Origin of the sequence: Croceicoccus pelagius, from assembly GCF_001661915.1 — a bacterium.
Taxonomy (GTDB): domain Bacteria; phylum Pseudomonadota; class Alphaproteobacteria; order Sphingomonadales; family Sphingomonadaceae; genus Croceicoccus; species Croceicoccus pelagius.
The window spans coordinates 18,963-27,534 of record NZ_LYWY01000028.1 but is presented as its reverse complement, the minus strand read 5'-3'; the positions used below and the strand labels follow the sequence as shown (position 1 = coordinate 27,534).

9 protein-coding genes are annotated in these 8,572 nt (G+C 61.1%); 4 read left to right on the top strand and 5 right to left on the bottom strand.

Features of this window, described 5'->3' with window-relative positions; all coding sequences use genetic code 11:
• Positions 1-22 precede the first annotated feature (22 nt).
• From A9D15_RS16905 to A9D15_RS05030, 4 genes are all read left to right on the top strand, one after another.
• The gene (locus A9D15_RS16905) at positions 23-1,192 is read left to right on the top strand and encodes a TonB-dependent receptor plug domain-containing protein (protein WP_240530250.1); all 1,170 of its coding nucleotides are present in this window, start codon (positions 23-25) and stop codon (positions 1,190-1,192) included.
• Complete coding sequence (locus A9D15_RS16900; RefSeq protein ID WP_244881972.1) at positions 1,084-2,559, top strand: TonB-dependent receptor; 1,476 nt, start codon at positions 1,084-1,086, stop codon at positions 2,557-2,559. Before A9D15_RS16905 ends, A9D15_RS16900 begins: the two co-directional genes overlap by 109 nt.
• Positions 2,560-2,681: 122 nt before the next feature.
• Positions 2,682-3,752, top strand: coding sequence for an alkane 1-monooxygenase (locus A9D15_RS05035; protein WP_066762532.1), 1,071 nt, complete (start codon positions 2,682-2,684; stop codon positions 3,750-3,752).
• Between the two features lie 109 nt (positions 3,753-3,861).
• Positions 3,862-4,875, top strand: coding sequence for a 2Fe-2S iron-sulfur cluster-binding protein (locus A9D15_RS05030; protein WP_244881971.1), 1,014 nt, complete (start codon positions 3,862-3,864; stop codon positions 4,873-4,875).
• Between the two features lie 61 nt (positions 4,876-4,936).
• On the opposite strand, the gene hcaB is transcribed toward A9D15_RS05030, so the two are convergent.
• From hcaB to A9D15_RS05010, 5 genes are read right to left on the bottom strand one after another with little or no spacing between them, the layout of a single operon-like run.
• A complete protein-coding gene (hcaB, locus tag A9D15_RS05025; RefSeq protein ID WP_066762525.1) occupies positions 4,937-5,737 on the bottom strand; it encodes a 3-(cis-5,6-dihydroxycyclohexa-1,3-dien-1-yl)propanoate dehydrogenase in 801 nt (266 codons plus the stop codon).
• 31 nt (positions 5,738-5,768) lie between these two features.
• Positions 5,769-7,274 carry an aldehyde dehydrogenase family protein gene (locus tag A9D15_RS05020; protein ID WP_066762522.1) on the bottom strand — a complete coding sequence of 502 codons (1,506 nt, stop codon included), beginning with the start codon at positions 7,272-7,274 and terminating at the stop codon, positions 5,769-5,771.
• An 18-nt stretch (positions 7,275-7,292) separates the two neighbouring features.
• Entirely contained in the window at positions 7,293-7,574 is a 282-nt protein-coding gene (locus tag A9D15_RS16215) for a 2Fe-2S iron-sulfur cluster-binding protein (RefSeq protein WP_082924270.1), read from the bottom strand.
• A complete protein-coding gene (locus tag A9D15_RS05015) occupies positions 7,564-7,800 on the bottom strand; it encodes a 2-hydroxymuconate tautomerase (protein WP_066762519.1) in 237 nt (78 codons plus the stop codon). Before A9D15_RS05015 ends, A9D15_RS16215 begins: the two co-directional genes overlap by 11 nt.
• A 1-nt stretch (position 7,801) precedes the next feature.
• Complete coding sequence (locus A9D15_RS05010) at positions 7,802-8,572, bottom strand: 2-keto-4-pentenoate hydratase (protein ID WP_066762516.1); 771 nt, start codon at positions 8,570-8,572, stop codon at positions 7,802-7,804.

The following is an 8,572-nucleotide window of genomic DNA, read 5'->3' as shown; positions in this document are numbered from 1 at the left end:
AACAAGAGGGAGAATGACGCCAATGACAAACCAATCGTTCAATTTCCGGAAGGTCGTCCTGCGCACCAGCGCCTCGGCGATCGTCGGATCAATCGGGCTCGCACCGATGGCGGCGCATGCGCAGGACGCCGCAACAAGTGAGCCTCAGGCTGAGGAGCAACAGACCGGCGGCCTCGAAGAGATCATCGTGACTGCGCGCAAGCGGGCCGAGAACCTGCAGGAAACGCCGGTCGCGATCACCGCGTTGACCGGCGGAATGCTCGAGGAACGCCAGGTCACCAACGTGGCCGAAGTCGCAAAATTCGCGCCGAACGTAAACATCTCGCCGGTCGCCAATCTCTCGGGTTCCAGCGCCACGATCACCTCGTTCATCCGCGGCGTGGGCCAGACCGATTTCAATATCACCGTCGACCCGGGCGTGGGCGTCTATGTCGATGGCGTCTATGTCGCCCGCTCGGTTGGCGCGCTGCTCGACATGGCCGACATTGCGAGCGTCCAGGTCCTGCGCGGGCCGCAGGGCACACTGTTCGGCAAGAACACCATCGGCGGCGCGATCGTCGTCAATTCCGTCGAACCGCAGTACGATTTCGACATGAAGCTCGAAGCGGCGACCGGCCGGTTCAACCGCGCCGATTTCAAGGGCATAATCAACGTGCCGCTGAGCGACACTCTCGCAATGCGCGCGGTTGCTTCCTATGAAACCCGCGACGGCTACCAGAAGCGTTTGTTCGACGGCGGCCGCCAGGGCAACAAGGACAGCTTCGGCGGACGCATTGCGTTCAAGTGGGAGCCGACCGACAAGCTGACCGTCAACCTGAGCGGGGATATCAATATCCGGCGCGAGGAACAAACGGCTATCTCATTGATCGAACTGCGAGACCAGCCGGTTCCGTTGCGTTTTGTGGAGATTCCCAACAGCGCCCCCCTGGGGGCACCAACCGCCAGATCGCCGCGCCCAGCTCGATGTATTTTTGGAACAAGATCCGCGTCACCGATGGCAGCTGCGGAGCACCTTGGGGCGGGTTTGGCGTTCCGGGTACCCTTGCGCCGACCGGCAACCCGGCCTGCGCCAGCACCCGCTGGATCACTGGCGACATCGACACCACCTGGGCTGGCGGCGTCAACCGGTCGGACTTCGATCTATGGGGCACCAACCTCACGCTCGATTACGATTTCGGCGATTTCAGCCTGAAGTCGATTTCGGCCTACCGCGACCAGACTTCGCACATGGAATACGATTTCGACGGCACTCCGCATACGATCCTGCGGATCGCGAGCGATATCGATGTGTGGCAGGCCTCGCAGGAACTGCAGTTTACCGGAAGCCTGATGGCTGGCCGGGTGAAGTTCGTTCTGGGCGGCTATTATCTCAAGGAAAAGGGCACTGACTACACCCCGATGGAATTCGGGTTTGCCCAGTTCTTTAGTGGCGGCGACATCGACAACGACAGCTATGCCTCATACCTGAAGGCCACCTTCAATTTGACCGACCGGTTCTCGATCACGCCGGGCATCCGCTACACTAACGAGACCAAGCGGTTCGACCCGTCTGTGCAGACGATCTTCAACGACCGCTCGCAACTCGATCCAGTGCTGGCATCGGTCTATCCGCAGGGCGCATTCGTCGCGTTCAGCCAGTGCCTCGTCGGACAGGCAAACCCGGCGGCCAACCTGTTCCCGTCAGGCCCGCTGGCCGGTTTCCCGCTACCGAACTGCACGCCTTCGGCGACCAACCCGGGCGGCAACCACACGATGCCGGCCATCGAGGTTTCGGCCAAGGCCAAGGAGTGGACCCCGGCGATCTCGGCGGACTACAAGATAACCGACAATTCGCTGATCTATGCGTCCTATTCGAAAGGCTTCAAGAACGGCGGGTTCAGCCAGCGCATCTTCCCGGCTGAAATCGCGACCCCCTCGTTCACGCCGGAATTCGTCGAATCCTACGAAATCGGCCTGAAGAACGAACTGTTCAACCGGCGCCTGCGCCTGAACATCGCGGCGTTCCTTTCCGATTACAGCGACATGCAGATCACTGTGAACGAAGGGATCGCTCCGAAGGTTCGCAACGCCGGTGCCGGCCGGATCAAGGGATTTGAGGTCGAGGGCGAAGCGGCTCCAATCGATCAGGTTCAGTTGACCTTTGGTGTAGGTTATCTGGATGCCTATTACACCGACATCGACTTATCAGCCGCCCCCGTCACCACGGATTCGAAATTTGCTTTCGTACCCAAATGGGCAGCTTCGGCAGCTATCAATGCGGATGTCTATGAAGGGCAAGCCGGCAAACTGACGCTTCGTGGTGACTGGTCGTATCAAAGCGACACCTTTAAGGATGCGGTAAATAGCCCGCAATTGTTTCAGCCAGCATATAGCGTGTTCGGCGCCAGTGTTTCGTTCACCGAGAAGAGCGATCACTTCACCGTGACTGGCGGCGTCACCAACTTGACCGATAAACGATACATCCAAGGCGGGTACGTCGATCTCGACATCGGCGGCGCCGCCACCGCAAGCTTCTCGCGTCCGCGCGAGTGGTTCCTGAAGCTCGCCTACAAATACTAAGACCCTATACCCGAGGGCGGCGCACCGCCGCCGCCCTCACCCTTGCCTCGACGGTCAAGGCCAGAGCAAAATAACTCGGGAGAAATCCGAAGGACGGACTACGCTATTTTCTCATCCCAGTCATGACCTTGGCGGGCGTTATCGGATTCATGCTCGGCGGTAGCTACGTCTGGCTGGGCGCGGCTACATTCCCGGTTCTAATGGCTCTGGACCTGCTGCTGCCGCCCGATCACAAAGTCCGCGCGAAGGGCGCCGCCATGCTCGGTGACATCGCGATGTACCTGCAACTGCCCCTGATGATCCTGCTCGTCTGGGCCTTTGCCCGATCGGTTGCGACCGCGATCAACCCGATCACCGGCGCCGACAATTCAAGCTGGCAACTGGCCGGATCGCTGCTCAGCCTGGGCTGGCTCTCGGCGGTGCCGACCCTGCCGGTAGCGCACGAGCTGATGCACCGCCGCCACTGGTTCGCCCGCTATGTCGCCAAGTGTCTGAGTGCATTCTACGGCGACCCCAATCGCGATATCGCCCATATCGTCACCCACCACGTACATCTCGACACGGCAAAGGAAAGCGATACCCCTCGGCGCGGGCAGACCATCTACAGCTTCGTGTTCCAGGCGACCTGGGGTTCTTACAAGGACTCATGGGAGAAGACGGTCGAAATCCTCGGCAAGCTGGGCCATCCTCGGCTCGGTTGGCGGAATGTGATGTGGTTGTTTCCGCTGCTTTCGGGCGGCATTGTCGCCTATGTGGGTCTGACGGCGGGGCTTGCCGCTGCGTTGACTGCCATCGGTGCCATGCTTTTGGCAAAGATGTTCGTGGAAGGGTTCAATTATTTCCAGCACTATGGCCTGATCCGGGTCGAAGGGGCGCCGATCGAGCTCCATCACGCCTGGAACCATCTCGGAGCGATCGTCCGGCCGATCGGTGCGGAAATCACAAACCACATCAACCATCACCTTGACGGGCATATCCCCTTCTATGCGCTGAAGCCCGAACCGCAGGCACCGCAGATGCCCTCACTGTTCCTGTGCTTCGCCGCCGGACTGATCCCGCCGGTCTGGTTCCGCTTCATCGCGCAACCGCGCCTCAAGGACTGGGACGAACGTTTCGCCACCCCCGGCGAACGCAAGCTGGCGGATCAGGCCAACGCACAGGCTGGTTGGCCGCGCTGGCTGGCCAGCACTTGAACGCCAGGCCAATCGTCCACCCTCATTCGGGCGACAATCCGCAACTGCGGATTCCGCCCGCCCATTTCGGACAAACCCGACAATGTTTTCTTTCCTGCGCAAATCCAAGATGAACACCGTAACCGTGGAAGGATCGCCGACCACGCTAGACATACCGGCGGGCAAGACACTTCTTGAAGCGATGCTGGACGCGGGTTTGGCCATGCCGCACGATTGCAAGGTCGGCTCGTGCGGTACCTGCAAGTTCAAGCTCGTGTCTGGCAAGATCGGCGAATTGAGCCCGTCGGCCCTTGCACTTGAGGGCGACGAACTGCGCAGCGGCTTTCGCCTCGCCTGCCAGGCCATTCCGCGCTCGGATCTGACAATCGCGGTTGATGCGCCACTCTCGCAAGGGATCGCCATTGCTACATATCGCGGCACCATCGTCGCTGCACAACGGCTGTGCGAGGATATCATCGGGCTGACCATCGAACTGGATCGGCCACTGGCCTTCACTCCCGGACAATACGCTGATCTGACCGCTCCCGGCATCGAAGGTGCACGCAGTTATTCTTTCGCCTTCGCGACGGTTGGCGAACCCACCCAGCAACTGCATTTTCACATCCGGCACGTTCCGGGCGGCGCATTTACCGACTGGCTGTTCTGCACCGATCGCACCGGAATGGAGCTGAAGGTTACCGCCCCCTATGGGCAATTCGCCCTCAAGGACAGCACTGCCCCCATTCTTTGCATCGCAGGGGGTAGTGGTCTAGCGCCGATAATCTCGATTCTGGAGCAGGCGCTTGACCGGGGCGCAGACCGGGCGGTGCACCTGCTGTACGGTGCGCGCCGTCAGTCCAATCTCTATGCCCTCGACAAAATTGCGGCCCTTCGTCAACGCTGGATGGCCCCTTTCGAATTCTTCCCGGCCTTGTCGGATGAAGAGCCAGACAGCGACTGGGCAGGAGCGCGTGGGCTGATCACCGAGCAGATTGCGGACGTTGCAGACCTGGCGGCGCACGAAGCCTATCTGTGTGGCCCACCGGCGATGATCGACTTTGCCGAAGCGCAATTGCTCGCCGCCGGCCTCTCACGTTCGGTCATTTCGGCCGACCGCTTTCTTGATCGCAGCAATCGCACGTAAAAAAAAAGACGGGCGCTCGACGAATCGAGCACCCGCCAAGGGTGGAGAGATCTAAGCCGCTTCAGCTTCCGGGGCGTTTGCCAATGCCCATGCCACCATCGCTGAGCAAAACCGTTCCTGTCATGTAGGCCGAGTCCCGACGCGAGGCGAGCAAGACATAGAGCCCTGTGTGATCATCCGGTTCGGCGATCCGCGCGAGCGGCGTCATCCCGGCAATCATCGCGTCGAGCCCTTCCATGTCCTCCATGTGGACATCGGCCGTTCCGCCCGCCTTGGTGCCGCCGAGGGGTGTCCGGGTGCCGCCCGGAGCCACGCCGTTGACCCTGACATCGGGGGTAAGTTCCCATGCCAGCTGGCGGATCAGACCAAGGACCGCGTGCTTCGATGCCACATAGGGCGTGCCACCGCCGCCGGTATAGAAGCTCGAGGTCGAGGCCGTGAAGATGATGCTGCCCTTGGTCTTCCTGAGTTCAGGGATCGCGGCTCGGGCACCAAAGAAGTAGCCCTTGACGTTGACCCCAAAGATCTCGTCCAGCGTTTCGGAGAGCTTGTCCGGATCCATGTCCGCTAGCGGGGTCATGTAATCCCAGATGCCGACATTGCCGACAAACACGTCGAGCTTGCCGAAGGCATCCACGGTCGCCGCGACCGCCCGTTCGTTGTCGGCGTAGTTTCGGACATCACCCTCAACCACGACAACTGCCGCGCCATGCCGCTTACGCACCAAGTCGGCCTGGGCGGCATCCCTGACCAGGACGCCAACCTTGGCACCTTCTTCGATAAAGCGCGCGACGACCGCCTCACCGATCCCGGTGGCGCCGCCGGTCAGCAGCGCCACTTGTCCTTCAAGCCTTGCAGTCACATCGTTCCTCCCGAAGATCGCGGGTTCCCGATCACTGATCGAACATTCCGGTGCGGCCTTCCTGAAGGTTGACCACGACCGACTTTGTCTGGGTGTAGTGGTTCAGCACTTCATGGCTGAATTCACGCCCGAAGCCGCTCTGCTTGTAACCGCCCAGCGGCATGTTGGCCTTCAGGTTGTAGTAGCGGTTGATCCAGACCGTGCCGGTTTCGAGCTGGCGCGCGATCCGGTGGGCGCGGGCAAGATCCTTGGTCCACACGCCGCCGGCCAGGCCGTAGGTGGTGGCATTGGCCTGCTGCATCATGTCGGCTTCGTCGTTCCAGGTAATGACACTGGTGACCGGACCGAAGATCTCTTCCTGCGCGATACGCATGGTGTTCTTGACGTTGGTGAACACCGTCGGCTTGATGAAGTTGCCATCCGCCAGATTGGTGGCTTCCGAGCGGCTGCCGCCGGTCAGGACTTCGGCCCCTTCCTCGGTCGCGAGGCGCAGGTAGCTTTCAACCTTGTCGAATTGCATCTTCGATGCCTGGGCACCCAGCTGGGTCGCCATGTCGAGCGGATCCCCCTGTCGGATCCCTTCCAGCGCGGTCTTGAACTTGGCCAGGAACTCGTCCTGGATCGACTGGTGCAGGAACAGGCGCGAACCGGCCAGGCACACTTCGCCCTTGTTGAGCACGGTCGACATGGTCGCGCTTTCCACCGCCGCGTCGATGTCGGCATCGCCGCAAACGATATGTGCAGACTTGCCGCCGAGTTCGAGCGTCTGCGGGATGATGTTGGCCGAGGCGTACTGGATAATCCGGCGCGCAGTCGCTACTGACCCGGTGAAGGCCACCTTGGCGACATCGGGGCTGGTGACCAGCGCCTCGCCCACGTCCGCGCCATAGCCGGTGACGACATTGATCACACCCGGCGGCAACAGATCAGCCATTTCCACGAAGAATTCAATCACCGAAAGGCAGACCGTTTCGGCCGGCTTCAGAACGACAGTGTTGCCCGAGGCCAGCGCGGGCGCGATCTTGCACGCCATCATCAACATCGGCACGTTCCATGGGATAATCTGCGCGCAGACGCCGAGCGGTTCGCGGTGGACGATGCCGATCGCGTCGGGATAATCGAGCGTCTGGCCATGCAGGCCATAGGCGGCACCGGCGAACAGCTCAAACTGCCCGATCGCCTGCGGCATATCGAAATACATCGATTCGCGCATCGGCTTGCCGTTGTTGAGCGTTTCGAGGGTGGCATAGTGCGAATGGCGTGCCTTCAGACGACGCGCAACCTCGATCAGGATCTCCTGGCGCTCCCCGGGCAGGCTCTGCGACCATTTGGGAAACGCCGCCTTGGCGGCGGCAATCGCGCGTTCGATATCCTTGGCGTTGCCGGCCTGAATCTTGGTCAGCACCTTGCCGGTCGAGGGATTGAGCAGATCGATGGTCTTGCCGCTGTCCCCGGCAATCCACTCGCCGCCGATATAATGGCCGTACTCGGACTTTATGCCGTATTCGTTTTCTGTACTTTTCAACTGCGTAGCCATCACGATTCTCCCTTCAATTCATGAAACTTCGATCAGTAGGTTATCCAATGGGTAGAGCCGACAGGCGAGCGCATAACCTTGGCGCAGGTCTGCCGCGGAAACTTTGGCGGCGCTCATCTTCCCTGTCCGGTACTTGCCTTCGACGACGCGAACTCGGCAAACTCCGCAACCACCACCGCGACATCCAATGCTTATGTGGTCAGCCCCTCTACGTTCCATCGCGGTCAGTACGCGTTCATCCCCCCGGCAAGGGAACTGTCCGCCACCGACCAATGTGATTTGATGTGAATCAGCTGTCATCCGACCAATCTTCTTCGACCTTGACTTGCTTCGCACCGGCGGCCTTGGCTGCAAGACTCTGCCCGCCTACCGCGAAATGGGCCGGCGCCATTTCACGCAGGATTACCCGAACCGATTCCCGCGGCGCTCCAATCGCGTCGATGGCCGCGTCGGTCAGCGCCTGGATCAGTCGTTCCTTGGCTTCGGGCGGACGCCCTTCGAGCAGGTTGACCTCAATGATCGGCATGTCAGTCTTCCACCTGGAACATGACCGCGCCGAGATTCTGCACTGTCGTCCGCACAGTCTGACCCGGTGCCAGGTTGGGCGCTGCGGTAATGCCCCCCGCCATGACGATGTCACCGGCGTTGATCTGTTCGCCCGATTCGGCAACCAGCCGGGCCGCAGCAACCAGCGAACGGATGGGGTGGCCAAGGATCGCCGCGGTCGACCCGACCTGTACCACTTCGCCATCGATTTCGAGGATCACGCCCAGATTCGAAAAATCGATCCGGGGATCGTGCCAGGATCCGATCACCAGCCCCGACGAGGAAGTGTTGTCGGCGATCACGTCTTCCAGCGCGAACTTGAAATTCTCGTATCGGCTGTCGATGATCTCCATTGCAGGGGCGATCGCCTCGACCGCCGCCAGTGCTGCGGCGGCCGTCACCTTGCCGACCAGAGGTGCCTTCATCAGGAAAGCCACTTCGGGTTCAACCCGGGGATGGACGTAGCGAGCGCGCGACATGGCCGAGCCCTCCTCGATCAGCATGGCATCGGTCAGCCGCCCCCAAGCCACCTCATCGACACCGACCTGCTGCATCTTGGCCCGGCTGGTCAGCCCCATCTTCACGCCGATGCGTCGCTCGCCGCGCGACAGGCGTCGATCGACCGAGAGCTTCTGCACCTGGTACGCCTCGGTAACGGAGAACTCCGTATCTACAGGCGTGATCTGCGGCGTAGCATTCGCCTCGCGAGCAGCGGTGTCGAGGGTTTCGGCGTAGCGTGCAAGCCTGTCCAT